This window comes from Novosphingobium decolorationis (genome assembly GCF_018417475.1).
GTDB classification, from domain to species: domain Bacteria; phylum Pseudomonadota; class Alphaproteobacteria; order Sphingomonadales; family Sphingomonadaceae; genus Novosphingobium; species Novosphingobium decolorationis.
Genome location: NZ_CP054856.1, coordinates 4,333,995 through 4,358,264, shown reverse-complemented (window position 1 = coordinate 4,358,264; position 24,270 = coordinate 4,333,995). Strand labels below are relative to the sequence as shown.

Below are 24,270 nucleotides of genomic sequence, written 5' to 3'. Positions count from 1 at the left end.
AAACTTGTTCACCCGCCCGCGCGACCCACGCCCACGAAAAAGGGGCCACCCTTGCGGGCAGCCCCCTTTGCAGCCGTCATCAGACGGGTCGGAACGCTGGCTGAAAGCCTGCGTCCCTGACCAATCAGCCGACGATTTCTTCGGGCTTGAAGAAGTAGGCGATCTCGATCGCCGCGTTCTCGTCCGAGTCCGAACCGTGGGCCGAGTTGGCTTCGATCGATTCGGCGAAGGTCTTGCGGATGGTGCCTTCGGCAGCGTCGGCCGGGTTGGTGGCGCCCATCACGTCGCGGTTGGCCTTGACGGCGTCTTCGCCCTCGAGAACCTGCACGACCACGGGACCCGAGATCATGAACGAGACGAGGTCGTTGAAGAACGGACGCTCAGCGTGGACCGCGTAGAAGCCCTCGGCCTGTTCCTTGGTCATCTGGATGCGCTTCGAAGCAACGACGCGCAGGCCGGCATCTTCAAGCATCTTGGTGATCGCGCCGGTGAGGTTGCGGCGGGTAGCGTCGGGCTTGATGATCGAGAACGTGCGGGTAACCGCCATGGGATCTGTCCTTGAAAAGTGAACGGGGGAACTGTTGCGCGCGCCACTAGCCCGCTTCGCGGCGCTTCGCAAGAACAGGTTCACGCACGCGCCCTATTCACGAGCGATCTACTTGGGCAGCACAGCTGCCATTGCAGAGCTCAGTCGGCGTCCAGCCCACCGTCCTCGCGCCGCCCGGACCCCGCTGCCCGCGCCTGCCCGGAGAGGAGATTGGAGGGAAAATCGGGCGAGAGGCTGCGCTCCAGCTTGCGGCACAGCACTGCATGTTCCAGCAGCGCGCTGGATACCCCGCGCAACCAGCCTTCGTGCAGCGCCATCTCTCCGGTGAGCAGACGGCCCACGCTGCGCTCCGAGCAGCCCAGAATCTGCGCCACGGCACGCACGCCGCCGAGCGCCTCGACCGCGCGGGTAAAAAGGGTAAGCTGTTCCTGGGAAGTCATGAAATTCAGGCCCTTGTCGCCGTGCTGGGATGTCCGCCGCGCTGGGACGTTCACCGCGCGGGGAGTTGGACCCGAAGGCCAGCCAAGCGCAGGGGAGCCTGTGGGCACCGGCTGCGCCAATGTCAATCGGCGGGCGTGCCGCTATCCTGATCGGCGTCGCCTTCCCCCGCCTTGCCAAGCTTCGCGCCGCCCGCACCGAGCATCAGCCCGAGAAGAAGGCCCAGCGCGATATTGTCGAAGATCACGCCGACGACGAGACCGCCCACGACGCCCAGCGAGAAACGGGTCGATGCTTTCCTGATCATGGCGATTGCCCCCTGCCCATCCAGTCGGGGTCAACAGAGCGGACACGTGCGCCTGCGTCAAGACAGGCGCGCGCCTGGCCGGCCTATTCGGACGCCTTCTTCGCCCAGCGTCCGTCTTCCTGCGCCCAGTATTCCTTGGTCACGCCGTCGCGGCCCCGCAGGTCCTTCCAGACCTGCCGGGCCTCCTGAAGCGTGTCATTGTCGAACAGATAGAAGACGCGCTCGAAAGGAGCCTCCCCTTCGCCTTCGCGCCAGTGCCCGTCGGCCAGGAACAGGAAGCGTGCGCCGTTGGCAGGGGCAACCTCGCCCGACAGGAGAATGGGCTGGCGCTCGGCGTGCGGATCGCTCGCCTCTCCGTTGGCGAGGAAGCTTTGCGGGGAGAGCGTCCATAGGCCGCGCGAGATTTCCGCGCGCTGGCGTTCCTCGCCCGAGACGACGAGAACGCGCGCCCCCGCCTCCAGCGACTTCTTCGCCAGAAGCGGGACCACGGCGTGGGCGGGGTCACGGCTGAGCTGGTAGAACATCACGCGCATCGGCCGTGCCCTTCGCCCTTCGCTCAGCCTTCCGCGGTGTCGCGGATGAGGCGGTCGAGCAGGCGCACGCCGTAGCCGGTCGCACCCTTGCCCCAGGTGGCGCCGGGCTTGTCGGCCCAGGCCATCCCTGCGATGTCGAGGTGCGCCCAGGGACGACCCTTGTCGATGAAGCGCAGCAGGTACTGCGCGGCGGCGATCGAACCGCCAAAGCGCGTGCCCACGTTCTTCATGTCGGCAATCGCGCTGTCGAGCTGCTTGTCGTAAGCCGCGCCCATCGGCATGCGCCACACCTTGTCGCCCGATGCGTTGCCCGCCGCATCAAGATCGGCGGCGAGATCATCGTCATTGGTGAACAGGCCCGCGTATTCGTGCGCCAGCGAGATCAGGATCGCGCCGGTCAGCGTGGCGACGTCGAGAATACGAACCGGATCGTAGGTCTGCTGCGCGTAGGTCAGGACATCGCACATGACGAGGCGGCCCTCGGCGTCGGTGTTGATGACCTCGACGGTCTGGCCCGACATCGTGGTGACCACGTCACCGGGACGCTGCGCGTTGCCGTCGGGCATGTTCTCGACCAGGCCGCACAGACCGACCACGTTGGCCTTGGCCTTGCGCTTGGCGAGCGCGAGCATGGCACCCGCGACCGCACCCGCGCCGCCCATGTCCCACTTCATGTCTTCCATGCCGCCGGGCTGCTTGAGGCTGATGCCGCCCGTATCGAAGGTCACGCCCTTGCCCACGAAGGCCACCGGCTTGTCGCCCTCGGCGCCGCCATTCCACTCCATGATGAGCAGACGCGCGGGACGTACCGAGCCCTGCGCGACGCCCAGAAGCGCGCCCATGCCCAGCACGGCCATTTCAGCATCGTCCAAAACGCGGATGACGAGGCCACTGCCCTCCATGCGCGCCTGGCAACGCTCGACAAAGCTTTCGGGGTAGATCGTGTTGGCCGGTTCGGTCACCAGTTCGCGGGTAAAGGCGACGCCCTCGGCCACGCCCTTTTCCACGGCCCAGAGCGCTTCAGTACCCTCAGGCGCGCCGACGAGGTCGAGCGAGGTGAGGCTGACCTTCTGCTCGTCCTTGAGAGTGGTGCGGTACTTGGTCCAGGTCCACGAACGCAGCTCGGCACCCGTCAGGGCCGCCACGGCATCCTCAGCCGAGAAACCGGCGCCGGTCAGATCAAAGGCGATGGCTTCCTCGCCCGAAGTCAGGAACCTGGCCGTCACGGCCGCCGCGGCACGCTCGATCGCAGCGCTGCGGTCGGCCGCATCGGGACCACCGATCCCGGCCAGGACCGCGCGCACGGTTGCCCCGCCCCGCTCCACGAACCCGTCGAAGACCTGGCCCGTCTTGCCTGCGAAGCGCGAAAGCTTCGCACCTTCGGCCAGCACCGGCTCGAGATCGGCGGGCACTGCGTCCTGGTTTACGAAGCGGACGACGAGACGCGCGCTGGAGGGGGACGCCGCGTCAAGAAACTGGATCTTCATGAATTCTCCTGAACTCTCACCTTTTTGCAGGTGTACCGCACCGCCCGGGCGCCGGATGAGCGGCAGGGCTGTGCGCTTCACCGCAAGCATGGATTGCAGTTAGGCACAGGCGGTGCGATAGGCAAGCCATGCTCCCAGCCGCATCGTCTCCCCTGCAAGCCATTTTTTCCCGCTTGCGACCTGTTTCGCTGAGCGCTCTCACGCTTGCCCTCGCCACGGGGGGAGCCGCTGCGCTTCTGCCTGCAAGCGCCGCAGCGCAGGACTTGACCCGCACACCGGGAACGGCCCCGATCACCGAGGCGCCTCCCGAACCCGCGCCCGCGACCGAAGAGGCCGTCCCGGTCGCCTTCGAAGCCGATGTTGTGGAATACGACGAGAACGGCGAGAGCGTGACCGCCAGCGGCAACGTCGTGCTGCGCCGCGACGGACAATCGGTCCGCGCCGATTCGGTCACCTGGAACCGCTCCAGCGGCAAGATCCTGGCGAACGGCAACGTGCGCCTCGTCGACGAACGCGGCAACCAGGTCTTCAGCGACGAGGTCGAGCTCACCGACGAATTGAAGACCGGCATGCTGGAAAACCTGCTGCTGGTCCTGCGCGAAGGTGGACGCCTCGCGGCAAAGGACGGCCAGCGCCTGGGCAACGGCGACGTCATTCTGAACCATGCCGCCTACACCGGCTGCTCGGTCGTGGGCCGCGGCGATTGTCCCAAGGAGCCGACCTGGAAGGTCGTCGCCAAGAGCGTGACCTATTCCGAGGCCGAGCAGCGCGTGCGCTTCAGCGACGCGCGCCTTGAACTGTTCGGAGCCCTGCAACTGCCCCTGCTGGGTCTGACCATCAGCACCGACGGCGATGCGGTCTCGGGCTTCCTCATCCCGGACCTGCGCTCCTCGCCCTCGAACGGCATCGAAGTCGGCATCCCTTACTATTGGAAGATCGACAAGAACCGCGACATCACGGGCACGCTGCACCTCTTCACCGAATCCGCCCCGATGGGCTCGGTCGAATACCGCGCGCTGACCGACAAGGGCGCCTACCAGATCACCGGCTACGCGACCTCGAGCGAACGCATCCCGATCTATGGGGCCAACGGCAGCCCGACCGGCAGCAGCGCCTTTCGCGGCTACGTCGAGGCCAACGGCAAGTTCCAGCTGAGCGAGCACTGGAGCGTGACCGGGTTCCTGCGCCGCGCAACCGACCGCACGTTCCTGCGCCGCTACGACATCAGCCGCGATGACCGCTTGCGCTCGCTCGTCGAGCTCGAACGGATCGACGCGAAGAGCTACCTCTCGATTGCGGGCTATGCCACGCAGACCATGCAGTCGACCCGCGACCAGGGCCAGATCCCCGTTGCCCTGCCCGCCATCGACTACCGCCGCCGCTTCAAGGACCCGGTGGCAGGCGGGCGCATCGAGACCCAGCTCAACGCCCTCGCGCTCACCCGCACCGATGGCCAGGACACCCAGCGCGCCTTTGCCAGCGCACAGTGGTCGCGCCGCGAAGTCACCGGAATGGGCCAGATCGTCACCGCAACCGCCCTCGTGCGCGGCGACATCTACCATTCGGACGAGAACTACGGGACGAACACCTTCCTCTACCGCGGCCAGCCGGGATGGCAGACGCGCGGCGTGGCCCTTGCCGCGCTCGATGTCGAATGGCCGATGGTGGGCGAAGTCTTCGGCGGTCAACAGGTCCTGACCCCGCGCGTCCAGTTCGTCGCCGCGCCCGATACGCCCAATCTCTCGATCCCCAACGAGGATGCGCGCGCGATCGAGCTGGAGACGAGTAACCTCTTCGCGCTCAACCGCTTCCCCGGCTACGACCGGATCGAGGACGGCACGCGCATGACCTATGGCCTGGACTGGCGCTTCGAGCGTTCGCGCTGGCGCATCACCTCGCAGATTGGCCAGAGCATCCGCATGTCGGGCGATGACAACATCGCCCCCGACGGCACCGGCTTTACCGGCACGTTTTCGGACATCGTGGGCCGTACCGAACTGCGCTATCGCAACTTCGTACGCCTGATCCACCGCTTCCGCCTCGACAAGTCCAGCCTGGCGGTGCGCCGCAACGAGATCGACGCGGTGATCGGCAATTCCAAGACCTACATCGAAGTCGGCTACACCGACCTCAACCGCAACATCTACACCGTCGACCTGCCCGACGATTCCGAACTGGGCCGCGTGGAAGACCTTCGCGACCGGCAGGAGCTTCGCGCTGCGGGCCGCGTGGCCTTCGCCCGTCACTGGTCGGTATTCGGCTCGGCCGTCATCAACCTGACCGATGCCAGTGAGGATCCGGTTACGAGGTCGGACGGTTTTCAGCCGCTGCGCACCCGCTTCGGCGCTTCCTACGAGGACGACTGCCTGCGCGTCGGCTTCACCTGGCGGCGCGATTATATCTCGAACGGCGACGCACGCAGCGGCAACTCGTTCCTGATCAGCTTCAGCCTCAAGAACATTGGTCTGCATTGAGGGGCCTGCATTGAAGGACCCCGCATTCAACGGCCCTGCACGGACTGCCTGCCACGCCCGGCGTTGGCAGCGGTCCACAAAGCCGCTATCGGGTGAGCGCATTTTCCGATAAGCCCCGCCGCGACAGCTTGCGTTAAGCCGTTCTGCGGCAGGTTGGCGCATCCATGTCCGCACTCAGCAGGCGGACGACACATTTTTCCGCCTCGGGCGGAGCCACCCTTCGGGGGTGGCCGAATACGGGATTGAAATCACGGTGGTAGCAGTCAATCGCAACAGGTTCCTGAAGCGCACTCTGGCCGGCGTTGCCTCGCTCGCCGTCCTTGCGGGCGTGCTGGGCACGGGCGCTGCGAGCGCGCAGTCCGCCCCCCAGGGCGCGATCGTCATCCCCGACGACGTCAAGATCTTCGGCAACGACAACCCCAACGTGCGCAAGGCAACCGCAGTGGTGAACGGTGACGTCATCACTGGCACCGACGTCGACCAGCGCCTCGCGCTGATCCTCGCGGCCAACCAGAACGAGCTGAGCGAAGAAGACCAGAAGCGCCTGCGCCTCCAGGTCCTGCGCAACCTCATCGACGAAACGCTCCAGATCCAGGAAGCGGAGGCCAACGAGGTCGAGGTCGCCCAGGCCGAGATCGACCAGTCCTATGCCCGCGTCGCAGCCCAGAACTTCGACCAGGACACCTCGGCGATGGACGCCTACCTCAAGCGCATCGGCTCCTCGGCCGAATCGCTCAAGCGCCAGATCCGCGGCGAGATGTCCTGGCAGCGCCTGCTCCAGCGCAACATCGCCCCCTTCATCAACGTCTCCGAGGACGAGGTGAACGAGACGATCCAGCGCCTCGAAGCCTCCAAGGGCACCGAGGAATACCGCATCGGCGAGATCTACCTTGCCGCCCCCGCCGAAGCGCGCGAGCAGGTCTACAACAACGCCTCGCAGATCGTGCAGCAGATCCGCGAAGGCGGCAGCTTCGTCGCCTATGCGCGCCAGTACTCGCAGGCCTCGACCGCCGCGGTCGGCGGCGATCTTGGCTGGATTCGCCTCGCACAGCTTCCCACCGAGCTTGCCACGGTCGCGCGCGAGATGCAGCCCGGCCAGCTCGTTGGCCCGGTCGAGGTCCCCGGCGGCTTCGACATCCTGTACCTCATCGACAAGCGCCAGGTCCTGACCGCCGATCCGCGCGATGCGATCCTTTCGCTCAAGCAGATCTCGATCACCTTCCCCAAGGGCACGACCGAGGCCCAGGCCGGCCAGCGCGCCGAGGATTTCGCCAAGACGATCCAGAGCGCCAAGGGCTGCGGCAACGTCGAGGAAGTCGCCGCCACCATCGGCGCGCAGGTCGTCACCAACGACCAGGTCAAGGCGCGCGACCTGCCCGCCCAGATCCAGTCGGCGATCCTCCAGCTCTCGCCGGGTGAAAGCCTGCCCCCGTTCGGCTCGCTCGAAGACGGCGTGCGCATGCTCATGCTGTGCGGCCGCGACGATCCGCAGTCGAGCAGCGGCCCCAACTTCGATCAGCTCATGGCGCAGATGGAAGACGAACGCATCAACAAGCGCGCGCAGATGTACCTGCGCGACCTTCGTCGCGATGCCGTCATCGAGTACAACTGACGCAAGGCCGAAACGCTGAGCCGATGGACAGCCCCGCCCCCGCTCCGACCGTGACTCCGACTGGGACGAGGTCAAGCGCCGCGCCCGTCGCGGTCTCGCTCGGCGATCCGGCGGGGATCGCCCCCGAGCTGATCGCCGAAGCCTGGCTGCAGCGCCGCGCGGCGGGACTCTCGCCCTTCTTCGCGGTCGGCGGAGCCCTGACTCTGGGTATGGCCGCCGCCTCGCGCGGACATACCCTGCCCGTGCGCCAGATCGAGCGTCCGGCCCAGGCACTCGAGATCTTCGAGGAGGCATTGCCTGTCCTGGGCGAAGCCGACTGCGCGCCGCAGTTCGGCGCGCCCGACGAGGCGGGCGCGCGCCTTGCCCTTCATTCGCTGACCGAGGCAACCGACCTTGCGCGCACCGGCGCGGCAGGCGCGGTCGTGACGGGCCCGATTGCCAAGGCGCGGCTTGCGACCGTCGGTTTCGCCCATCCGGGGCAGACCGAGTTTCTGGCCGAAGCCTGCGCGCTGGGCCCCGACGATGCCGTGATGATGCTCGCCGGACCCAACTTGCGCACCGTGCCGCTGACCGTGCATGAACCGCTTGCCCGTGTTCCCGGACTGATCACGCCGGAACTCATCACCCACAAGGCCCGCATCGTTGCCCGCGCACTGGTGCGTGACTTTGGCCTTGTGGCCCCGCGTATCGCGATCACCGGCCTCAACCCGCACGCGGGCGAGGACGGGCGCATGGGCGAGGAGGAAATTCGCATCATCGCGCCCGCCATTGCCCAGCTGCAGGCCGAGGGGCTGGCCGTCACCGGTCCGCATCCGGCCGACGCGCTGTTCGCCGCGCACGAGCGTTCAGGCTACGACGTGGCCTTGTGCATGTACCACGACCAGGCGCTGATCCCGATCAAGACGCTCGACTTCGATGCGGGCGTCAATGTGACGCTCGGCCTTCCCATCATCCGCACTTCGCCCGACCACGGCACCGCCTTTGGCATCGCGGGCCGCAACATCGCGAGCCCCGGCGCCATGATCGCGGCGCTGCGCATGGCCGGCGAATGCGCCGCCCGCCGCGCTGCGGGCCTTCTTCCATGAGCGATCCCCTGCCATGAGCACGCTTCCCCCCCTGCGCGAGGTTATCGCCCGCCACGGCCTCTCCGCCTCGAAGGCGCTGGGCCAGAACTTCCTCTTCGACGAGCAGCTGCTCGACCGCATTGCCGCCATTCCCGGATCACTCGCGGGTGAGAAGGTGCTCGAGGTCGGCCCCGGTCCTGGCGGCCTCACCCGCGCGCTCCTGCGCGCAGGGGCCGAGGTTACCGCGATCGAGATGGACCGGCGCTGCCTCCCCGCCCTCGCCGAAGTGGAAGCCGCCTTTCCCGGCAAGCTCAAGGTGATCGAGGGCGATGCGATGAAGATCGCGCCCGCCACGCTCTTCGACGGGCCCTACCACATCGTCGCGAACCTGCCCTACAACGTGGGCACCGCGCTGTTCACGGGCTGGCTTTCAGGCGAGGAATGGCCGCCGCAGTGGCGCTCGCTCACGCTCATGTTCCAGGAAGAGGTCGCCCGGCGCATCGTCGCCGAGACGAACACCTCGGCTTACGGGCGCCTTGCCGTGCTTGCGCAATGGCGCGCGAAGGCAAAGCTCGCGCTCAAGGTCCACCGCAGCGCCTTCACCCCGCCGCCCAAGGTCATGTCCGCCATCGTGCACGTGGTACCCGGCGAAGCCCCCGAAGGCGTCTCGATGCGCCTGCTCGAGCGCGTGACAGAGGCCGCTTTCGGACAGCGCCGCAAGATGCTGCGCCAGAGCCTCAAGGGCGTGCCCGGCGCGCTCGCCGCGCTCGAGGAACTGGAGATCGACCCCCAGCGCCGCGCGGAAACGCTCTCGGTCGCCGAGTTCGTAGCGATTGCCCGCACACTTGGTCAGTCAAAAAGCGCGTAAGGCGTCGTTGGCACGCCCATCACGGGCGGCGCGCTCAGCCGCGAAATCGCGAGCAGCGTGCAGAGTAGCGCAAGGACCAGCAGCGCCCCATTGAGCACGCGGCCCGATGGCGGCCCCTCGTGGATGATCGTTCGCAGGATACCGCGAGGCCCCCGATAGCTGTCACCGCGATGGGCCATCGGCGGTGGCCCGGCGGGTAGCAACCGGCCCACTTGCAGCGCCGTAACGTCAATCGTCTCGCGAAACGCGATACCGCAGCGATCCGCCCCGCGCCAGCGCACCTGCCCATCAAGATGACGACCGGCCACCCTCAGCGAAACCGCCGTTCCGCGCGGTGGCGGCGTATCGAGGAGAACCAGCACGCCTCCCGATGCGGCATTCACCAGGGTCACGGGGCAGTCGCGATCACCGACCTCGAGAATGGCCTCCAGATCCAGATCGATCCGCTCTTCGCGACGCTGTTTGTGGAACGGCATGGCAGGACCCTTTTGCGTGACGCGCCAGCTGCGTCTGCCCATCAATCTACCAGAAAATGCTATCCTGCAGATTAAAAAACGGAAACCTGCGCAAGACCTGAACTATCGGATCATTCCAACCGGTACGAATTTCTGCACCCTGCGCCCGGTTCCAACCTCGGTTGTGTAGACATTGCCGCGGCTATCGACCGCGACGGAATGAAGCCAGAAGAACTGGCCCGGATAGCGCCCGACGCGTCCGAAATTCCCGATCACCTCGCCGCTCTCGCGCCCCAGGATCCAGACCTTCGCATTGGCCATATCGGCGACGTACATATAGGTCCCGTCAGGAGAGAAGGCGACGTCCGAGGCCGAGCGCAGCCCTCCGGTCCCCGGCGCGATGACGATGTCGCGGACGAACTCCAGCCCACCCGAGGCCTCCCCATCGCCCTGCGTTTCCCGGAAGACCTGGATGCGGTTGTTGCGCCGATCGCAGACGTAGATGAGCCCCTCCGGCCCCCGCTCCACGCAGTGCACGATGTCACCGAAGGAGCGCGAGGCAGGATCCGCGCCGCCATCGCCGGTGCTGGCGGCCTGGCTCTGGTCGAATGGCTGCGCGCGCGTTCCACCTCCGGGCCTGGCACCATACGCCCCCCAGAACCGCAGGAACGACAGGTCCTTCTCCCTCAACTGCACGATCCGCTTGTTGATATAGCCATCGGAGACCAGCACGCTGTCCCCGTCGGCGAAGACATCGGACGGATTGCCGAGATAGCGCGAACTCTCGTTACCTTCGCTTTTCCCGCGCTGGCCGAACTGGCGCAGAAACCGGCCATCGGCAGTGAACTGAAGGACGACGTGATCGTCCTTCCCATTCCCGCCGATCCAGACCGTGCCATCGCGCGCGGCAAAGAGGCCGTGGACATTGGCCGGCCACTGCGAAGTCCCCCCGATATCGGGAGCGTGGCTTTCCCCGCCCCAGGCGCGGCGCAGCGTGCCATCTGGCGCGAAGTTGATGACGTGGGGCGCGGGCCGGCAGCAGCTGAGCGTCGTGGGGGGATCGGCGGCCAGCCCCGCCTCGTGCACGTCAAGCGAATTGGGCCGCTGGACGATCCACACGCTGTCGTCGGGCCCGACCGAGAGCCCCGGGATCTGCCCCAGGATCGTGTCGGCCGGAAGTCGTGGCCAGCTCGCATCCGCCTTGAAACGCGGCATCGGGACGGCAGGAGCCAGGTGCTCGCTCTCGACCGCAACCAGCGCAGCCTCAGGATCGCCCTGCCCCGAAACCGCAGCGCCTGTGCAAAGCGCCACGCTGCCCAGCAGCACGCCAAGCGACAGACGAAGTGAGCGTCGTAGAGCCATGAAAGATCCTCCCGGCAGCAGCCCTTGGCGGGCCTTGCACACGGGAGGATACCTTTCAGGCGGCAGCGCGCCTAGCCCTGCCCTGCGAGCAGGACCAGACGGCCACAGAGATCAGGCCGCGAGGACCAGCGACTTCTTCTTGAGGCGCCAGGCGTGCAGCAGGGGCTCGGTGTACCCGCTCGGCTGCTCGACTCCCTTGAAGACAAGGTCGCACGCCGCCTGGAAGGCAAGACTGCGCTCCCAGTTTCCGTCCATCGGCTCGTAGAGAGGATCGCCTGCGTTCTGCGCATCGACCTTGGCCGCCATACGCTGCAGCGAATCCAGGACCTGTTCGCGGGTACAGACCCCGTGCAGCAGCCAATTGGCCATGTGCTGGCTGGAAATGCGCAAGGTCGCGCGGTCTTCCATCAGGCCCACGTCGTTGATGTCGGGAACCTTGGAGCAGCCGACACCCTGGTCGATCCAGCGCACGACATAGCCCAGCAGCCCTTGCGCGTTGTTGTCCAGCTCCTCGCGGATCTCCTCGGGCGACCAGTTGGCCCCGTTGGCGAGCGGGATCTGGAGCAACTGGTCGAGCCCCGGGATCGCCTCCTGCGCAATTTCCTCGCGCAGGCCGAAGACGTCGACCTGGTGGTAATGCATGGCGTGGAGCGTCGCGGCCGTGGGCGAAGGAACCCAGGCGGTGTTGGCGCCGGTGCGCGGGTGGCCGATCTTCTGCGCGAGCATGTCGTGCATCCTGTCGGGCGCCGCCCACATGCCCTTGCCGATCTGCGCGATGCCGGACAGGCCGTGCTTGAGGCCGATCGCGACGTTGCGCGTCTCGTAGGCGGCAATCCAGGTCGAGCCCTTGATGTCGGCCTTGCGGATCATCGGCCCTGCCCGCATCGAGGTGTGGATCTCGTCGCCGGTGCGGTCAAGGAAGCCGGTGTTGATGAAGACGACACGCTCCTTCACCGCCGCGATGCAGGCGGCCAGGTTCGCCGAGGTGCGGCGCTCCTCATCCATGACGCCAACCTTGATGGTGTGACGATCAAGACCGAGAAGATCCTCAACCGCGTTGAACAGATCGTCGGTGAAGGCGCATTCCTCGGGCCCATGCATCTTGGGCTTCACGATGTAGATGGAGCCCTGGCGGCTGTTGCCGTACCGCGTCAGCCCCTTCACGTCCTGCGTCGAGATGGCGCTGGTGACGACGGCATCGAGAATACCCTCGGGGATCTCACCGCCATCGGGCAGCAGGACCGCCGGGTTGGTCATCAGGTGGCCGACATTGCGGACGAATAGCAGCGAGCGGCCGGGAAGCGCGGTGCGTTCACCTTCGCGCGTCACCATCTGCGTGTCGGGCGCGAGCGTGCGGGTCTGCGTCTTTCCGCCCTTCTCGAAAGTGTCGGACAGATCGCCGCGGATGACGCCCAGCCAGTTCGCATAGGCCGCGATCTTGTCCTCGGCATCGACCGCGGCAACCGAATCCTCCAGATCGACGATCGTCGTGAGTGCGGCTTCGAGCACGATATCGGACAGGCCCATACGATCCCCCTGCCCAACCGGGCTCTGGGGATCGAAGACAAGCTCGATGGTGAGGCCGTTGTTGGTGAAGACCAGGCCCTTTTCCGTCTCGCCCAGGTACTGGGTCTCGTCGGCAAGTTCGCGCTCCGCGACATCGCTGAGGTCGGCCCAGGAGCCGTGTGCCAGCGGGATCGCGCGGTCCAGGAAATCACGTCCGGCCGCGATGACAGCACTCCCGCGCTGCGGATCGTAGCCGGGCCCCTGCGCGGGCGGCGCGTCGAGCGCATCGGTGCCATAGAAGGCATCGTAAAGGCTGCCGCGGCGCGCATTGGCCGCGTTGAGGAGGAAGCGCGCGTTGAGAACGGGCACGACGAGCTGCGGCCCGGCCATCGTCGCGATCTCGGGATCAACGTTCTTCGTGGCGATGGTGAAGTCCCCCGGCTCGGGGACGAGGTAGCCGATCTCGCGCAGGAAGGCCTCGTAGGCCTGCGCGTCAAGCGGCTGGCCAGCGCGCTCGCCGTGCCAGGCATCGATGCGCGCCTGCAGATCCTCGCGCGTTTGCAGAAGCGCGCGGTTACGCGGCGCGTATTCGCCCACAAGTGCGGCAAAGCCACTCCAGAACGCATCCGCGTCCTGGCCGATCGGGGGCAGAACCTCGTTCTCGATGAACTGCGCGAGAGCTGCATCGACGCGAAGGCCGCAGCGTTCGATCCTCTTGGTCATAAATCCTCACACCATGATGCGCGCGAGCTCCAACCGAGTCGGGCGCACTTCAGACAGTACCATGTATGTCCTGGGGAGGATTGAGCGCCCTATGCCGCAAATTCGCGCGATGCGCAAGTCTCGGCAAGGCGCAAGGCCCGCACGTTCCATCGGAAACGGTGTAGCCTCGTATTACACCAGGCGTCGGCATGCCTTACAAGTAAGGAGCTGTTAGTGATCGAGTCCCCCGGGATCGCGGTACTGGCACGCCCCTTGCTTGACAGGAGGAGCGCCAAGAGGATGGAAATGCTTCGAAAAGTCGCCCGCCTGTTCGTAATCAAGACCCATTGGGAAGCGTACATGATCATCTACGCTCTGGCGACGGGCGCCGTGCAGCGTGGACAGGCCTATCTCGTGCAGTTTCCCGGGACCGGGGGCAAGCTCCTCTTCCTCGCCTGCACGGGCGCGGTCTTCATGGCCGGCGCCAAGATCCTCGACTGCATCAAGTATGAGAAGGCCGCGTTTCTCGCCCGGCCTAGGCACGGCACGCCCAATGTCGCGACCATCCGCCACAGCGCGCCGCAGGACGATGCCCTTACCGCCGGACGCGAAGCGGCCTGACGCCGCGCCGCGGCGCGGTATCGCAAACCATCTCGAAATGTCGGAAACGGTGGGGTGATTCTGTTGCCAGGCTCACCCCGGGCCCCTGGAATCCGCTTCTGTTGCCCGGTGGGTCCAACCGCGCTTTAGCTTTGTAACTTCAGGGCGTTAGCCCCTAGAATTACGCGGCGAGAGCGAGTGCTTCGTTGTCGTTGGCACTTATGAGTTTTGAGCCTTTAACGGGTTACTCAGCCCGGACGAAAACACCGCTTTTCAACACACGTCGATCCTAGTTCGGCCCCGTCAACACCCCTGCGACAACAGGGTTGTCCCGCCCTTCCAAGGAAGCTGCGGGACGGGTGATGGTGGAGCCGCCGGGTACCGCCCCCGGGTCCGCTGTGCCTATTGCACGGTACACTTTATCGTCATAGTCGACCGAAGCCGACAGGTGCCCATATAGGGCGTTTTATCGGAATGTGAAGGGCGTGCGTCACGCCGCCGGAGGGGCTTTCCCCGACTTGCGCAGTTCCTCGAGAATCTCGCGCAGCGTGTCGAGCTGGGGATCGGTGGGAACCGCGGGTGCCTCAGCGGTGACCTCGGCCTCCTTCTTCTTGGATTCCATTTCGTCGATCACCTTGTTGATCGTGCGCACCAGCATGAAGAGCACGGCAGCGATAATCAGGAAATTGATGATCTGCGTAATGAACACGCCATACCCGATCATCGCGACGCCCGCCGCCTTGAGCGCGGTGTAGTCGGTAAGCGAGCCGGTATAATCTGCCGGGATCTCGCCCAGCAGGATGAAGTATTTGGAGAAGTCGAGATCGCCCATCAGGGCGCCGATGACCGGCATGATGACGTTCTCGGTGAGCGAGGTCACGATCTTGCCGAACGCGGCGCCGATCATCACGCCAACCGCCAAGTCGAGCACGTTTCCGCGCGAAATGAACTTCTTGAATTCTTCGAAGACTGTCATGCCTTTGCCCCATGGTGAACACGATGGCGGGACTATGCACAGGCAGCCCCGGCACACAAAGGTTTGTTGACGCTTGCGAACGCATAACGGTGTGTTTTGTTGCCCACAGCATGACCCGCTGCGGTTGAACCGTCATCCCCGAACGCTATCTAGGCTATATCGTGGAGAGTTTTCGCCTTCCCGCGCGAGGACTTCAAGTGGAGGACATACCCCAATGACCCTGTCGAACGCGGCCCGCAAGGGACGTATCCTGCTCGTCGGCCTCGCGGCGCTCTCGCTTGCGGCCTGCGGCTTCAACTCGGTGCCCACCAAGCAGGAAGCGGCCAAGGCCAAGTGGGCGGACGTCGAAGCCAACTTCCAGCGCCGCGCGAACCTTGTCCCCAACCTCGCCGCCGTCGCCAAGGGCGCGGCCGAGCAGGAGAAGGAAATCCTCACCGGCGTCACCGAGGCCCGCGCCAAGGCGACCTCGATCCAGATCACTGGCGATGACCTGGGCGATCCGGCCAAGATGGAGCAGTTCTCGCAGGCGCAGAGCCAGCTCTCGGCAGGTCTGGGCCGCCTGATGGCCAGCTTCGAGGCCTATCCCAACATCACGTCGAACGAGAATTACCGCATGCTGCAAAGCCAGCTGGAAGGTACCGAGAACCGCATCGCGGTCTCGATCCGCGACTACAACGCGGCCGTCCAGGACTACAACACCGAGGTGCGCACCTTCCCCTCGATGATCGGCGCGCAGCTGCGCGGTGCGGATCCGCTGGTCCCCTACAAGGCGACCACGCCCAACGCGGACGTAGCCCCTTCCCTCGAAGGCAAGCTCTGATCCGGTGACCCGTCTCCGGCAGGTTTTCGCCGCTCTCGCGCTGGCCCTGTGCTCCCTGCTTTTCGTGCAAGGGGCACAGGCCGCGCCGCAGTTTCCCAAGCTGACGGGCCGCGTGGTCGACCAAGCCGGGATCATTCCCGACGCCGAGGAAGCCCGCCTGACCCAGAAGCTTGCCGCGCTGGAAAAGCAGTCCGGCCGCCAGTTGGTCGTTGCCACGATCCCCGATCTGCAGGGCTACGACATTTCCGACTACGGCTACCAGCTGGGCCGTGCCTGGGGGATCGGCCAGAAGGAGACGAACAACGGCGCGCTCCTCATCGTCGCGCCCAACGCGCGCAAGGTCCGGATCGAGGTCGGCTATGGCTTGGAGCCGATCCTGACCGACGGCATGAGCCGCCTCATCATCGATGAGAACATCCTGCCCGCCTTCAAGAAGGGCGACTATCCCGGCGGCATCGCGGCAGGCACAGCCGCCATTGCCAAGCTCATCATGCTCCCGCCCGAAGAGGCCCGTAAATTGGCCGAGCAGGCCGACCAGCAGGCGCGCGAGGGCGGCAGCGGCATCTCGGCCGGCACCGTATTCTTCATCCTTCTCGTTCTCTTCTTCGTCGTCGCCCCCATGGTCAACGAGGCCCGGGGCGGGCGCGGACGGCGCCGTTCGAGTGGTCCCGGTTTCATCTGGATCCCCGGCGGAGGCTGGGGCGATGATGACGACCACTGGGGCGGCGGAGGCGGCTTCGGCGGCGGAGGCGGCTTTGGCGGCGGCGGATTTTCCGGTGGCGGCGGCAGCTTCGGCGGTGGCGGCGCGAGCGGCAGCTGGTAGGAGAGACGAGAATGAAACCTGCTCCCACCTATCTTACCGAGGCCGATCACGCGCAGATCAGCGCGGCGGTTGCGAAGGCCGAACTGCAGAGCGCGGGCGAGATCGTCACGATCCTCGCGGACCGTTCGGACGGCTACACCGATGTCGCGCTGACGTGGTGCGCGGGCGTGGCGCTGCTGGCCCTCGCCGCGCTCAGCCTTTTCCCCGAGTTCTACATGGGGCTTTACGACTGGGCGCTGGCCGACTGGGGCCACGAATGGACACCGCGCGCGATCGTGGGTCTGGCCGCAGGCTTTGCCACACTCAAGTTCGCGGGCGCCTACCTGCTGCAGCTGTGGACGCCGCTCAAGTTCGCCGTGATCCCGGGCCCTGTGAAGACCGCCCGCGTCCACGAGCGCGCGGTGCGCGCTTTCCGCATCGGCGCCGAGCAGCGCACCATGGGGCGTACCGGCGTCCTCATCTACCTCTCCATGCGTGAACACCGCGCCGAGATCCTCGCCGATCAGGCCATCGCCACCAAGGTGGACCCCGAGGTCTGGGGCGATGCCATGCAGGCGATGCTGGGCCACGTGCGCGAAGGACGCGTCGCAGACGGCATGTGTGCGGCTGTTCTCAAGGTGGGCGCCATCGTCGCGCCCCACTTCCCGCGCGCGGACGATGACATCAACGAACTTCCCGACAGGCTGATCGAAGTATGACCCTTCCCCCCGACGCCGATGCTCCCGAGGAAATCCGCTGGGAGGGACGTTTCATCACCGCCAAGACCCGGGGGCGCTGGGAGTTCGTCGGCCGCGCCCGCGGCATCAAGGCTGCGGTGATCCTCGCCATCGACGAAGAGGACAACGTGATCCTTGTCGACCAGTACCGCGTACCGCTCCAGCGCCGGTGCCTCGAACTTCCCGCAGGCCTTGTCGGCGATGAAAGCGACATGGCGGACGAGGACCCGGCCAATGCCGCCATCCGCGAGCTGGAGGAAGAGACCGGCTACCGCGCCGGGACCATGGAGAACATGGGTGAGTTCTTCTCCTCGCCGGGCATGGTGAGCGAGAGCTTCACGCTCTTTCGCGCCCGCGATCTCGTCAAGGTCGGCGAGGGCGGCGGAGTGGACGATGAAAACATCGTGGTGCACCGCGTGCCGCTGTCCCGGATCGGCGAGGTCATCGCGGACTTTCGCGCGAAGGACTATGCGATGGACGTGAAGATGCTCGCGCTGCTCGGCCCCGCGCTCCTGCGCTGACACGCCAGCCATGCGCACCCGGCCAGGCATCTGCCAGCGCAAGAAGCGCTTTGCGAATGAGGAAGAGGCCCTGCGCGTCGCCGAAAAGGCACCCTTCCCTTTGCGCCCTTATCGCTGCGAACTGTGCGGGGACGTTCATCTGACCGGGCGGACAAAGGGCATGAAGCTACCCGCCTTCGAGTTGGCCCGGCGGCGTGCTGCGAAGGCGGCCCGCGAGAATGCCGCGCGCTAGAGCGTCGTCAGGATCGCGCCGAAGTCCTTGCCCCCGCCGCCACTTTCGACAAACGCCTCGTAGATCGCCTTGGCGTGTCCGCCCAGAGGAACCTTCGCCCCCGCCCCTTCGGCTCCTGCCATCGCCAGCTTCAGGTCCTTGAGCATGAGCGCGGCGGCGAAACCGCCCGCATAATCGTTGTCGGCCGGGCTCGCCGCCCCCACCCCCGCCATCGGCGTGTAGTCGTTGAGCGACCAGCAATAGCCGGTCGATTTCGACGAGATATCGTAAAAGGTCTGCGGGTCGAGCCCGGCCTTCTCGGCCAGCTTGAGCGCCTCGCAGGTGCCGATCATGTGCACCGCCAGCAGCATGTTGTTGCACATCTTGGCGATCTGTCCGGCGCCACTTTCGCCCGCACGGATCACGGCCTTGGCCATGGGTTCAAGGACCGGCTCGGCGCGCGCAAAGGCCTCGTCCGAGCCGCCAACCATGAAGGTCAGCGTCCCTGCGCTTGCAGCCGCGATCCCGCCCGAAACGGGCGCATCGACCATCGGGTAACCCGCCTCCCGCGCCAGCAGGGTGACCTCGCGCGCGGTTTCCAGATCAATGGTCGAGCAGTCGATCAGCACCGCGCCTTTCGGTGCCACGCCGAGCACCTCCTGCGTGAGCACCGCCTTCACGATGGCGCCGTTGGGGAGCATCGAGAGGACCGCTTCGGCCCCCGCGACAGCCTCTTCCACGCTCGCGCACGGCGTGCAGCCCTGCTCGGCGGCGCGGGCCAGTGCCTCGGTCGAGAGGTCGAAGGCACGGACCGCGTGGCCCGCCTTGACCAGGTTCGCGGCCATGCCGCCGCCCATGTTGCCTAGTCCGATGAAGGCGATGTTCATTGCACAACTCTCCCGTCTTCGGGGGCGACGTCTTCGCCGTCCCCCGGTGATCTTCCCAAGTTATCCGGCGCGGTAGCCCGCGGTTACTTGCCCTTCCAGACGCCCGGACGCTTCTCGACGAAGGCCGCCATGCCCTCGGTCTTGTCCTCGGTGCCCGCGACGACCTGGAAGATGCGGCGCTCCATCAGGAGCCCGGCATCGAGCGTGGTTTCAAAGGCGACGTTCACCGCTTCCTTGTTCGCCTTGACCGCGAGCGGGGGCAGCGAAGCGATCTTCTCGGCGGCCTTCATCGCCTCGTCGAGGAGCTGGTCGGCGGGCACGATGCGGGCGACGAGGCCCGCGCGCTCGGCTTCCTGGGCATCCATCATGCGACCCGTCAGGCACAGGTCCATGGCCTTGGACTTGCCCACCGCGCGGGCAAGGCGCTGCGAGCCGCCCATGCCCGGAATGACGCCGAGCGTGATCTCGGGCTGGCCGAACTTCGCGTTCTCCGAGGCGATGATGAAGTCGGCCATCATCGCGACCTCGCAGCCACCGCCCAGCGCAAAGCCGTTGACGGCCGCGATCCAGGGCTTTCGGGTGGCCTTGACGACCTTGCTCGTCCACTCGGAGAAGAAGTCCTCCGAAAAGAATTCCGCGCCCGACTTGGTTGCCATCTCCTTGATGTCCGCGCCTGCGGCAAAGGCCTTTTCGCCAGCCCCCGTCACCACAGCGCAGCCCTGCGTGGGGTCGGCCTCGAACGCGGCCATGGCAGCCACCATCTCGGTCATCACGGTCGAATTGAGCGCGTTCAGAGCCTTGGGACGGTTAAGCGTGATCAGCGTTACGGCGCCCCGGGTCTCGACCAGGAGGGTTTCGTAGGTGGGCTCGGTCATAGGGGATTCCATTCCTCGGTTGGGGCAAGCGGCGCGAAGATGGCCGCGATGGCCGCATCTGTCACGCCCTCGGGCGTCGCCGGGTTCCAGGCCGGCGCATTGTCCTTGTCGACGATGACCGCGCGCACGCCCTCGGCAAAATCGGGCAGGACCAGCACGCGTGCCGCGATCCGGTATTCCATCGCCATTTCCTCGGCGAAGCTCTCCAGCGTGAGGGACTGGGCCAGTTCGTGCAGCGCGACCTTGCAGGCCTGCGGGCTCTTGGTGCGCAGCGTGGCCAGTTCCTTCGCAGCCCATTCGCTGTCGTCGGCTTCGAGCGAGGCGAAGATTTCTTCCAGCGTATCGAAGGCGAAGTGCCGCGCGATCCGCGCTTCATTGGCCGCAACCCTGGCTTCTGGCGGGACCTCGGCCAGGTCTGAGAGCACGGTCTCGATCCCCTCCCCCTCGCCGATCCGGCGCTTGGCCTCATCCTGCGCCGCAACGGGCAGATAATGCGTGGCAAGACCGGTGTGGAGGCACTCCGCCCCGTCAAACCGCGCGCCGGTCAGCGCCAGGAAATGGCCGATCCGCCCCGGCAGGCGCGAGAGGTACCAGCCCCCGCCCACATCCGGGAACAGACCGATGCCGGTTTCGGGCATGGCAAAGCGCGTATTCTCGGTCGCCACGCGGTAGGTCGCGGGCTGTGCGATACCCACGCCCCCGCCCATCGTGATCCCGTCCATGAAGGCCACGACCGGCTTGGCGTACGTGAACAGCAGGTGGTTGAGACGGTATTCGTGCAGGAAGAAGCGGCGGCCCGAAATGCCGCCGTCCTCCAGCGCCGAGCGGCGCAGGAGGTTGATGTCGCCCCCCGCACAGAAACCCCGTCCTTGCGCGTGCTCGATAATGACAACGCCCACGCTGTCGTCCTCGGCAAAAGCCTGGAGGGCCTCGATCATCGCCTCGCACATGGCCGTTGTCAGGGCGTGGATCGCCTTGGGACGGTTGAGCGATATAATGGCGGCAACACCCTCGCGCCGGGTCAGCACTTCATCAGTCATTTCATCACCCTAACGCCTAGTTCAGGAGGTCGCGACCGATAATCATGCGCATGACCTCGTTCGAGCCCTCGAGGATGCGATGAACCCGCAGATCCCGCCAGAACCGCTCGATCGGGTAGTCGCGCAAGTAGCCGTAGCCGCCGAAAAGCTGGAGCGCGCGGTCGACCACCGAGGAGCCGGTGTCGGTCGCCATCATCTTGGCCATGGCGGCAAAGCGGGTCTTGTCAGGCGCCCCGGTCGTAACCTTGGCCGCCGCCAGATAAAGAAGCGCGCGCGCGGCCTCGAGTTCGGTTGCCATCTCGGCAAGCTGGAACTGCGTGTTCTGGAACGCGGCGAGCGGCTGGTCGAACTGCTTGCGGTCCTTCACGTAGGCAATCGCCTCATCGAGACAGCGCTGCGCACCGCCAAGCGAACAGGCCCCGATGTTGAGACGCCCACCGTCGAGTCCGGCCATCGCGAACTTGAAGCCGTCGCCTTCCGCGCCCACGCGGTTGGCCGCGGGGACCCGGCAGTCCTCGAGGATCACCTGGGCGGTGGGCGAGGCGTTCCAGCCCAGCTTCTTCTCGGGCGCGCCGAAGGAGAGGCCCTCCATGCCTTTTTCCAGGAGGAAGCAGGAAATCCCGCGCGTCTTGTGCTCCCCCGTGCGCGCCATGACGAGGTAGATATCGTTCACCCCGCCGCCCGAAATGAACTGCTTGGTGCCATTGAGAACGTAATCGTCACCCTCACGCCGCGCGGTGGTCTTGAGCGCGGCCGCGTCCGAGCCCGAGGAGGGTTCGGTGAGGCAATACGACGCAATCGTCTCCATCGCGACGAGGCCGGGAAGATAGCGCTCCTTCAGCGCGGCATCGCCAAAGCTGTCGAGCATCCAGGTCGCCATGTTGTGGATGGAGATATAGGCGCTCGTCGCCGGGCACCCATAGGCCATCGCCTCCATGATGAGCGCGGCCTCCAGCCGGCCAAGCCCGATGCCCCCGCCTTCTTCCGAGACATAGATCGCCCCGAAGCCGAGTTCACCCGCCGCCTTCCAGACATCGACGGGGTAATGGGCGCTCTCATCCCATTCGGCCGCGAACGGGGTGATCTTCTCGGCGGTGAACTTCGCGGCCATGTCGCGGATCGCGACCTGGTCCTCGCTGAAGGCAAAGGGATCGGTCATCTTCGTTCAGGGCTCTCTCATCGAATTGCGGCCTCTTACGGGCACTTGGTGTAGGTCAGCGGCTCGGGCGCGGCGTCCGCGCCCTTGTCGGTGCGCACGAGGGTGGCGCCCCCGTCGGGCGAACGCAAGGTGACATCGAGGTCCCAGGTCTGCCCCTCCCCTTCGAAGGCAAAGGCACCTGTCACCGCGTTCTCGGCAATGGACTCGATCTCGCCCAGATCCGCCATCGATTCGTAGAATTCAAGATCCTTCGCACCGACCGTCATCAGCCCCTTGGCCGCGGCTGGATCGCCCGTGCAATCGAGCTTCACCAGCCCCCAGCGTCCACGCAACATCGGCGGGATCGAGGTGGTGTCGGCGAGGTCGGTTGCCGAGGCCGTGGGTTCGGGCAACGCTGGTTCGGTCATCCCGCCCGCCCCGGCCGCCGCAATTTCGCTGGCGGCTCCCTGCGGTTCGGGTTCGGAGGAGCAGGCCGCAAGCAGCGCGGCGAGAGGAAAGGCGAGAACGAGGCCGCGAGGTATCATGGAGCACTCCTGCAAGGCTGGATCGGCCGGCGCGGCCGACGAGAAGACATGCGACAAGAACCCCCGTTCCCCCGTTCGTGTTCCTTCTTGCTGCGCGGGCAGCGACTTTCCAAGTTCAGGCCTCAGGCCATCGTCGGGATGATGAAGGCGCTGTCCCCTGCCCCGCCGCCATCGGGCCAGCGCTGGGTGACGAGCTTGGTCTTCGTCCAGAACCGCAGCCCTTCCATCCCGTACTGGTTGTGATCGCCAAAGGCCGAGCGCTTCCAGCCCCCGAAGCTGTGGTAGGAGACCGGCACCGGGATAGGCACGTTGATGCCGACCATGCCCACCTCGACACGGGCGGCAAATTCGCGCGCGGCATGACCGTTGCGCGTGAAGATGGCCACACCGTTGCCGTACTGGTGACGCGAGGGAAGCGCGAGCGCCTCCTCGAAGCTCTCCGCCCGCACGATCTGGAGCACCGGCCCGAAGATCTCCTCCTTGTAGGCCGACATCTCCGGCGTCACCCGGTCGAACAGCGTAGGACCGAGGAAATAGCCCGCCTCAAAGCCCTGGAGCGTGAAGCCGCGTCCGTCCGTGACCAGCTCGGCCCCTTCCTTGACGCCGGTTGCAATCCAGTCCTCGATCCGCGCCTTGTGCTGCGCGGTGACGACAGGGCCGTACTGCGCCTCGGGATCGGTCGAGATACCGACCTTCAGCCCTTCAATGGCGCGAACGAGCCGGGCGCGCAGAGCCTCGGCGGTATCCTCGCCCACGGGCACGACGACAGGGAGCGCCATGCAGCGTTCGCCCGCCGAACCGAAGGCCGCGCCGACAAGGTCCTCGACGGTGCGATCCAGGTCGGCATCGGGCATGACAATGGCGTGGTTCTTCGCCCCGCCCATCGCCTGGACGCGCTTTCCGGCCGCGCTCCCGCGGCTGTAGACATAGTGCGCGATGTCCGAGGACCCGACGAAGCTGACCGCCGCGATATCAGGGTGATCGAGGATCGCATCGACCATGACCTTGTCGCCGTGGACGACCTGCAGCACGCCTTCGGGCGCGCCCGCCTCGCGGAACAGTTCGCACAGGCGGTTGGGCACGGACGGGTCGCGCTCGGAGGGCTTGAGGATGAAGGTATTGCCGCAGGCGACGGCGGGCGCGAACATCCACATCGGGATCATCGCGGGAAAGTTGAACGGAGTGATCCCCGCGCCCACGCCGAGCGGCTGGCGCATCGAATAGACATCGATGCCCGGCCCTGCGCCAAGGCTGTAGTCACCCTTCAACGCCTGTGGGATGCCGCAGCAGAATTCGACCACCTCAAGCCCGCGCTGGATATCGCCCTTGGCATCCTCGACCACCTTGCCGTGCTCGCTGGAGAGGAGCTCGGCCAGCTCCTGCATGTTCGCCTCGATCAGCTGCTTGAAGGCGAACAGCACGCGCGCCCGCTTTTGCGGGTTGAGCGCGGCCCAGGCGGGCTGGGCTTCCTTCGCGGCCGCGACGGCGCGGTCCAGGACGGCATCCTCTCCCAGGACGACTTCGGCCTGAACCACGCCGCGGTTGGGATCGTACACTGGTGCAGTCCGGGGCGCTCCGAAGCCGCCGCCCGCACCGCCTGCGATCCTGTGTTCGATCCGTCGCATCCTCTCTCCTCTCATCGTCGCCATGGGTAGCGCCCAAAGGCGCTCCCACATGCGCTGTGCCGCATCTTTTCAAGTTTGGCTGCAACCGGGATAAGACCCGCCGAATTTGCAGGCAAGGTGCAGTTTTGTAATACTGTA

25 protein-coding genes and 1 other RNA gene are annotated in these 24,270 nt (G+C 66.1%); 10 read left to right on the top strand and 16 right to left on the bottom strand.

The window, feature by feature from the left end; all coding sequences use genetic code 11:
• Positions 1-124: 124 nt before the first annotated feature.
• The 5 genes from ndk to HT578_RS20170 all read right to left on the bottom strand — a co-directional run bounded on the left by ndk (position 125) and on the right by HT578_RS20170 (position 3,312).
• On the bottom strand, positions 125-547 hold the full coding sequence (gene ndk, locus HT578_RS20190; protein ID WP_039394692.1) for a nucleoside-diphosphate kinase: 423 nt from the start codon (positions 545-547) through the stop codon (positions 125-127).
• 140 nt (positions 548-687) lie between these two features.
• Entirely contained in the window at positions 688-987 is a 300-nt protein-coding gene (locus HT578_RS20185; RefSeq protein WP_213501218.1) for a hypothetical protein, read from the bottom strand.
• Between the two features lie 122 nt (positions 988-1,109).
• Positions 1,110-1,292 (bottom strand): glycine zipper domain-containing protein, encoded by a 183-nt coding sequence (locus HT578_RS20180; protein WP_039394695.1) that lies wholly within the window; start codon positions 1,290-1,292, stop codon positions 1,110-1,112.
• An 83-nt stretch (positions 1,293-1,375) separates the two neighbouring features.
• Positions 1,376-1,825, bottom strand: a complete 450-nt coding sequence (locus tag HT578_RS20175) for a DNA polymerase III subunit chi (RefSeq protein WP_039394698.1) — start codon at positions 1,823-1,825, stop codon at positions 1,376-1,378.
• A 23-nt stretch (positions 1,826-1,848) separates the two neighbouring features.
• The gene (locus tag HT578_RS20170) at positions 1,849-3,312 is read right to left on the bottom strand and encodes a leucyl aminopeptidase (RefSeq protein WP_213501217.1); all 1,464 of its coding nucleotides are present in this window, start codon (positions 3,310-3,312) and stop codon (positions 1,849-1,851) included.
• Positions 3,313-3,440: 128 nt separating this feature from the next.
• On the opposite strand from HT578_RS20170, the gene HT578_RS20165 reads away from it, so the two are divergent.
• From HT578_RS20165 to rsmA, 4 genes are all read left to right on the top strand, one after another.
• Positions 3,441-5,786 carry an LPS-assembly protein LptD gene (locus HT578_RS20165; RefSeq protein ID WP_213501216.1) on the top strand — a complete coding sequence of 782 codons (2,346 nt, stop codon included), beginning with the start codon at positions 3,441-3,443 and terminating at the stop codon, positions 5,784-5,786.
• Positions 5,787-6,039: 253 nt separating this feature from the next.
• Complete coding sequence (locus HT578_RS20160; protein WP_039395850.1) at positions 6,040-7,398, top strand: peptidylprolyl isomerase; 1,359 nt, start codon at positions 6,040-6,042, stop codon at positions 7,396-7,398.
• Positions 7,399-7,421: 23 nt separating this feature from the next.
• Positions 7,422-8,483: a 4-hydroxythreonine-4-phosphate dehydrogenase PdxA gene (gene pdxA / locus HT578_RS20155; protein ID WP_213501215.1), complete on the top strand. Its 1,062-nt coding sequence runs from the start codon at positions 7,422-7,424 to the stop codon at positions 8,481-8,483.
• A 13-nt stretch (positions 8,484-8,496) separates the two neighbouring features.
• A complete protein-coding gene (rsmA, locus tag HT578_RS20150; RefSeq protein ID WP_213501214.1) occupies positions 8,497-9,330 on the top strand; it encodes a 16S rRNA (adenine(1518)-N(6)/adenine(1519)-N(6))-dimethyltransferase RsmA in 834 nt (277 codons plus the stop codon).
• Here rsmA and HT578_RS20145 read toward each other — a convergent pair.
• From HT578_RS20145 to HT578_RS20135, 3 genes are all read right to left on the bottom strand, one after another.
• Positions 9,312-9,806: a PilZ domain-containing protein gene (locus HT578_RS20145; protein ID WP_213501213.1), complete on the bottom strand. Its 495-nt coding sequence runs from the start codon at positions 9,804-9,806 to the stop codon at positions 9,312-9,314. The genes rsmA and HT578_RS20145 overlap by 19 nt on opposite strands.
• A gap of 102 nt (positions 9,807-9,908) precedes the next feature.
• Positions 9,909-11,147 (bottom strand): NHL repeat-containing protein, encoded by a 1,239-nt coding sequence (locus HT578_RS20140; protein ID WP_213501212.1) that lies wholly within the window; start codon positions 11,145-11,147, stop codon positions 9,909-9,911.
• Positions 11,148-11,258: 111 nt separating this feature from the next.
• Positions 11,259-13,376 (bottom strand): malate synthase G, encoded by a 2,118-nt coding sequence (locus tag HT578_RS20135; protein WP_213501211.1) that lies wholly within the window; start codon positions 13,374-13,376, stop codon positions 11,259-11,261.
• A 339-nt stretch (positions 13,377-13,715) separates the two neighbouring features.
• Here HT578_RS20135 and HT578_RS20130 point away from each other — a divergent pair, with 339 nt between their 5' ends.
• The gene (locus tag HT578_RS20130; RefSeq protein ID WP_422394360.1) at positions 13,716-13,976 is read left to right on the top strand and encodes a hypothetical protein; all 261 of its coding nucleotides are present in this window, start codon (positions 13,716-13,718) and stop codon (positions 13,974-13,976) included.
• An 87-nt stretch (positions 13,977-14,063) separates the two neighbouring features.
• On the opposite strand, the gene ssrA is transcribed toward HT578_RS20130, so the two are convergent.
• Positions 14,064-14,440, bottom strand: a transfer-messenger RNA (tmRNA) gene (gene ssrA / locus HT578_RS20125).
• Between the two features lie 5 nt (positions 14,441-14,445).
• A complete protein-coding gene (gene mscL, locus HT578_RS20120) occupies positions 14,446-14,931 on the bottom strand; it encodes a large conductance mechanosensitive channel protein MscL (RefSeq protein WP_213501210.1) in 486 nt (161 codons plus the stop codon).
• A 214-nt stretch (positions 14,932-15,145) separates the two neighbouring features.
• On the opposite strand from mscL, the gene HT578_RS20115 reads away from it, so the two are divergent.
• Genes HT578_RS20115 through HT578_RS20095 form a run of 5 tightly spaced genes read left to right on the top strand, consistent with a single transcriptional unit; the run spans position 15,146 to position 18,043 of the window.
• Positions 15,146-15,751 carry a LemA family protein gene (locus tag HT578_RS20115; RefSeq protein ID WP_213501209.1) on the top strand — a complete coding sequence of 202 codons (606 nt, stop codon included), beginning with the start codon at positions 15,146-15,148 and terminating at the stop codon, positions 15,749-15,751.
• A 4-nt stretch (positions 15,752-15,755) separates the two neighbouring features.
• Positions 15,756-16,574 (top strand): TPM domain-containing protein, encoded by an 819-nt coding sequence (locus HT578_RS20110; RefSeq protein ID WP_213501208.1) that lies wholly within the window; start codon positions 15,756-15,758, stop codon positions 16,572-16,574.
• An 11-nt stretch (positions 16,575-16,585) separates the two neighbouring features.
• Entirely contained in the window at positions 16,586-17,272 is a 687-nt protein-coding gene (locus tag HT578_RS20105) for a TPM domain-containing protein (protein WP_213501207.1), read from the top strand.
• Positions 17,269-17,811 carry an NUDIX hydrolase gene (locus HT578_RS20100; protein WP_213501206.1) on the top strand — a complete coding sequence of 181 codons (543 nt, stop codon included), beginning with the start codon at positions 17,269-17,271 and terminating at the stop codon, positions 17,809-17,811. Before HT578_RS20105 ends, HT578_RS20100 begins: the two co-directional genes overlap by 4 nt.
• Before the next feature lie 10 nt (positions 17,812-17,821).
• Positions 17,822-18,043, top strand: coding sequence for a hypothetical protein (locus HT578_RS20095; RefSeq protein WP_213501205.1), 222 nt, complete (start codon positions 17,822-17,824; stop codon positions 18,041-18,043).
• On the opposite strand, the gene mmsB is transcribed toward HT578_RS20095, so the two are convergent.
• From mmsB to HT578_RS20065, 6 genes are all read right to left on the bottom strand, one after another.
• Positions 18,040-18,960, bottom strand: a complete 921-nt coding sequence (mmsB, locus tag HT578_RS20090) for a 3-hydroxyisobutyrate dehydrogenase (protein ID WP_277884207.1) — start codon at positions 18,958-18,960, stop codon at positions 18,040-18,042. The two genes, HT578_RS20095 and mmsB, sit on opposite strands and share 4 nt — an antisense overlap.
• A gap of 32 nt (positions 18,961-18,992) precedes the next feature.
• Positions 18,993-19,784 carry an enoyl-CoA hydratase-related protein gene (locus HT578_RS20085; protein ID WP_239026380.1) on the bottom strand — a complete coding sequence of 264 codons (792 nt, stop codon included), beginning with the start codon at positions 19,782-19,784 and terminating at the stop codon, positions 18,993-18,995.
• A complete protein-coding gene (locus HT578_RS20080) occupies positions 19,781-20,824 on the bottom strand; it encodes an enoyl-CoA hydratase/isomerase family protein (protein ID WP_213501202.1) in 1,044 nt (347 codons plus the stop codon). The genes HT578_RS20085 and HT578_RS20080 overlap by 4 nt, the downstream gene beginning before the upstream one ends.
• 16 nt (positions 20,825-20,840) lie before the next feature.
• Entirely contained in the window at positions 20,841-21,983 is a 1,143-nt protein-coding gene (locus HT578_RS20075) for an acyl-CoA dehydrogenase family protein (RefSeq protein ID WP_213501201.1), read from the bottom strand.
• 35 nt (positions 21,984-22,018) lie between these two features.
• Positions 22,019-22,507 carry a hypothetical protein gene (locus HT578_RS20070; RefSeq protein ID WP_213501200.1) on the bottom strand — a complete coding sequence of 163 codons (489 nt, stop codon included), beginning with the start codon at positions 22,505-22,507 and terminating at the stop codon, positions 22,019-22,021.
• A 122-nt stretch (positions 22,508-22,629) separates the two neighbouring features.
• Positions 22,630-24,132 (bottom strand): CoA-acylating methylmalonate-semialdehyde dehydrogenase, encoded by a 1,503-nt coding sequence (locus tag HT578_RS20065; protein ID WP_213501199.1) that lies wholly within the window; start codon positions 24,130-24,132, stop codon positions 22,630-22,632.
• Positions 24,133-24,270 lie beyond the last annotated feature (138 nt).

Bases quoted from the DNA above. Each gene is read 5' to 3' on its own strand.
- HT578_RS20170 (WP_213501217.1), bottom strand. From the start codon at position 3,312: ATGAAGATCCAGTTTCTTGACGCGGCGTCCCCCTCCAGCGCGCGTCTC.
- HT578_RS20140 (WP_213501212.1), bottom strand. From the start codon at position 11,147: ATGGCTCTACGACGCTCACTTCGTCTGTCGCTTGGCGTGCTGCTGGGC.
- HT578_RS20080 (WP_213501202.1), bottom strand. From the start codon at position 20,824: ATGACTGATGAAGTGCTGACCCGGCGCGAGGGTGTTGCCGCCATTATA.
- HT578_RS20065 (WP_213501199.1), bottom strand. From the start codon at position 24,132: ATGCGACGGATCGAACACAGGATCGCAGGCGGTGCGGGCGGCGGCTTC.
- HT578_RS20185 (WP_213501218.1), bottom strand. From the start codon at position 987: ATGACTTCCCAGGAACAGCTTACCCTTTTTACCCGCGCGGTCGAGGCG.
- ndk (WP_039394692.1), bottom strand. From the start codon at position 547: ATGGCGGTTACCCGCACGTTCTCGATCATCAAGCCCGACGCTACCCGC.
- HT578_RS20085 (WP_239026380.1), bottom strand. From the start codon at position 19,784: ATGACCGAGCCCACCTACGAAACCCTCCTGGTCGAGACCCGGGGCGCC.
- HT578_RS20180 (WP_039394695.1), bottom strand. From the start codon at position 1,292: ATGATCAGGAAAGCATCGACCCGTTTCTCGCTGGGCGTCGTGGGCGGT.
- HT578_RS20130 (WP_422394360.1), top strand. From the start codon at position 13,716: ATGATCATCTACGCTCTGGCGACGGGCGCCGTGCAGCGTGGACAGGCC.
- HT578_RS20115 (WP_213501209.1), top strand. From the start codon at position 15,146: ATGACCCTGTCGAACGCGGCCCGCAAGGGACGTATCCTGCTCGTCGGC.
- HT578_RS20175 (WP_039394698.1), bottom strand. From the start codon at position 1,825: ATGCGCGTGATGTTCTACCAGCTCAGCCGTGACCCCGCCCACGCCGTG.
- HT578_RS20145 (WP_213501213.1), bottom strand. From the start codon at position 9,806: ATGCCGTTCCACAAACAGCGTCGCGAAGAGCGGATCGATCTGGATCTG.
- rsmA (WP_213501214.1), top strand. From the start codon at position 8,497: ATGAGCACGCTTCCCCCCCTGCGCGAGGTTATCGCCCGCCACGGCCTC.
- HT578_RS20070 (WP_213501200.1), bottom strand. From the start codon at position 22,507: ATGATACCTCGCGGCCTCGTTCTCGCCTTTCCTCTCGCCGCGCTGCTT.
- pdxA (WP_213501215.1), top strand. From the start codon at position 7,422: ATGGACAGCCCCGCCCCCGCTCCGACCGTGACTCCGACTGGGACGAGG.
- HT578_RS20165 (WP_213501216.1), top strand. From the start codon at position 3,441: ATGCTCCCAGCCGCATCGTCTCCCCTGCAAGCCATTTTTTCCCGCTTG.
- HT578_RS20135 (WP_213501211.1), bottom strand. From the start codon at position 13,376: ATGACCAAGAGGATCGAACGCTGCGGCCTTCGCGTCGATGCAGCTCTC.
- HT578_RS20095 (WP_213501205.1), top strand. From the start codon at position 17,822: ATGCGCACCCGGCCAGGCATCTGCCAGCGCAAGAAGCGCTTTGCGAAT.
- mscL (WP_213501210.1), bottom strand. From the start codon at position 14,931: ATGACAGTCTTCGAAGAATTCAAGAAGTTCATTTCGCGCGGAAACGTG.
- HT578_RS20100 (WP_213501206.1), top strand. From the start codon at position 17,269: ATGACCCTTCCCCCCGACGCCGATGCTCCCGAGGAAATCCGCTGGGAG.
- HT578_RS20075 (WP_213501201.1), bottom strand. From the start codon at position 21,983: ATGACCGATCCCTTTGCCTTCAGCGAGGACCAGGTCGCGATCCGCGAC.
- HT578_RS20105 (WP_213501207.1), top strand. From the start codon at position 16,586: ATGAAACCTGCTCCCACCTATCTTACCGAGGCCGATCACGCGCAGATC.